The 2520-nt window shown below is 69.1% G+C and carries 3 protein-coding genes; all 3 read right to left on the bottom strand.

The window, feature by feature from the left end; all coding sequences use genetic code 11:
- Positions 1-664, bottom strand: a 664-nt coding sequence (locus IT182_16470; GenBank protein MCC6164945.1) for a radical SAM protein, incomplete at its 3' end; no start/stop codon positions are given.
- Positions 654-1619, bottom strand: coding sequence for a glutathione S-transferase C-terminal domain-containing protein (locus tag IT182_16465; protein MCC6164944.1), 966 nt, complete (start codon positions 1617-1619; stop codon positions 654-656). The genes IT182_16470 and IT182_16465, both read right to left, overlap by 11 nt.
- A partial coding sequence (locus tag IT182_16460) for an XdhC family protein (protein ID MCC6164943.1) occupies positions 1616-2520 on the bottom strand: 905 nt, incomplete at its 5' end. The genes IT182_16465 and IT182_16460, both read right to left, overlap by 4 nt.

Raw genomic sequence — 2520 nt, 5'->3', positions numbered from 1 at the left:
GCCAATGCCGTCGGTCAAGCGGGCCAGAATCTCGTCGCCGGGGATGACGCGGTCGTTTTGCCAGGCGGCGTCGGCGTCGAGCGGCATGAACTCGATGAAGCGCACCTCGTACGGATGCGTGCGTGCGAACGCGGCGAACGGCAGGATCTCCTGCTCGGTGAACCCGCGCCTCCCGACGGCGTTGATCTTGATCGGGGTGGGCCTCGGGGAACTGCGCGAGGATCTCCAGGCCACGGAGCACTCGGTCCAGGGCGTCGCGGCGCGCCATCTCGAAGAAGCGGTCGCGCTGCAGCGAGTCGATCGAGACGTTGAAACGCGTGATCCCCGCCTCGACGAGGGCCGCGGCGTCGCGCTCGAGCAGGAAACCGTTCGTCGTCACCGCGAGGTCGTCGACCGGCGGCGCCAGCATGGACGCCAGGCGTGGGAACTCGCGGCGCACGAGCGGCTCGCCGCCGGTCAGCCGCACGGCGCGCACGCCCATCGAGCTGACGAGCCGCACGACGCGCTCGATCTCCTCGAACGTCAGGACCTCGGCACGCTGCAGCCAGGGCAGGCCCTTCGCCGACATGCAGTACTGGCAGCGGAAGTTGCAGCGGTCGGTGACCGAGACGCGCAGGTCGCCGATGACCCGGCCGTGGCCGTCAACGAGGCGACTACACCTCATGAGCGCGATAGGTGGCGTCGCGCCCGTGCGGCAGCAACCAATCGGCATCGATCGGCCCGCCGGGCACGATGCGCTTGGGATTCAGGTCGTCGTGCGTCGTGTAGTAGTGCGCCTTGATCTCGTCCAGATCAACGGTTTCCGCGATGCCAGGGACCTGGTAGAGCTCGCGCGCATAGGCCCACGCGTGTGGATGGTCGATCAGTCGACGCCCGTTGCAGCGGAAGTGGGTGTGGTAGACGGGATCGAAGCGGACGAGCGTCGGGAACAGCCGCCAGTCGGCCTCGGTGATGACGTCGCCCGCGAGGTACCGCCGCTCGGCCAGCACGGTATCAAGTGCGCCGAAGGCCTCGAAGAGCTGCGCGAACGCTGCATCGTATGCCTCTTGCGTCGTCGCGAAGCCACATCCGTAGACACCGTTCTGGACGCCGTCGTAGGCCCACGCGTTGATGCGATCGATCTCCGAGCGGAGCGGGATTGGATACAGGTCCGGTCCCGGGTGGTCGCCAAGTCCGTCGAACTCAGCATCGAGCATCCTCATGATGTCGCCGGACTCGTTGCTGACGATCGTGCCGGTCTGAAGATCCCACAGCACCGGCAGCGTCGGACGACCCTGGTACGAGGGCAAGGTGGCACGGTACGCCTCCACGAGGAAGGTGAAGCCGTTCGCGTCGTCGCCGTGCGCTCCACCCGGGAACCCCCAGCCGCGCTCGTCGCGGAACGGCGCGGCCCAGCTGGCCGAGATGACGTTCGTGAGTCCTTCGAGCTCTCGCACGATCGCGATGCGATGCGACCAGGGGCAGGCACGCGCGAGGTAGAGGTGGTAGCGGCCCGCATCCGGCGTGAACGGCGTGGAGCCGTCCCGGCGAACCCACTGCCGGAACGCCGACTCGGCGCGGCGGTACGCACCTCTGGTCGGCGCCGCGGCGGAACCCGTCGTGGCGCGTGTGGTGCTCACGCGACGTCCGCGGTGCGCGGATGGATCGGCGCGGTGCCGTGCTTGAGGCGCCCGCCGTCGCGACCGGCGCGGAGCGCGAGGATCTCGGCCAGGATCGCGATCGCCGTCTCTGACGGCGTCCGAGCGCCGACGTCGAGCCCGCAGGGAGAATTGATGCGCCCGAGGGCGGGCTCGTCCGTGCCGGCAGCCCGCAGCCGAGCGACACGATCCGTGTGGGTACGCCGGCTGCCGAGCGCGCCGATGTACCCGGCTTCGCTCTCGAGCGCTGCCGTGAGGGCCGGCTCGTCGAACTTGGGATCGTGCGTGAACACGAGGATCACGTCGCGCGGGCCAAGCGTTCGCTGAGCGAGGTGACGGTCCGGCCAGTCGATCACCACGTCGGCGTGTCGGGAGAACCGCGGGCTGCTCGCGAAGGCGGCGCGCGCATCGCAGATCGTCACCTGGTAGCCGATCCCGGCGGCGAGTGGAGCAAGCGCCGCCGAGAAGTCGATCGCTCCGAAGATCAGCATCTGGGGTGGCGTGGCGAACGCCTGGATGTGCACGCGTAAATCGGAGCCCATGACCTCGCCGCGTGCGCTGTAGCGCCGAATGGCGCTGCGTCCCTCGGCAAGGAAACCTCGGGCGTCCCGCGTCACCGCAGCGTCGAGCAACTGCGGACCGTCGAGCGTCCCGACTGTGGAGTCCTCGAGTACGGCCATGCTACTCCCGGCGTGGTCGCCATCGAGGAGCGTCGCAAGCACTACTGGTCGGCCGTCGTCTCGCGCGTCGCGAACGGCGGTCAGGACGTCGCGGTGCTCCTCAGTGAGCTCGTGGAGGAAGACCTCGACCGTGCCTCCGCACATCAGGCCTACGTCCGCCGCCTCCTGGTCGCTGATGCCGTACCGCAACGCGTGCGGCGGCG

This window comes from Acidobacteriota bacterium (assembly GCA_020845575.1).
GTDB lineage: Bacteria > Acidobacteriota > Vicinamibacteria > Vicinamibacterales > Vicinamibacteraceae > Luteitalea.
Note: the sequence above shows the minus strand (reverse complement) of the source record. Positions and strands in the feature narration are given on the sequence as shown.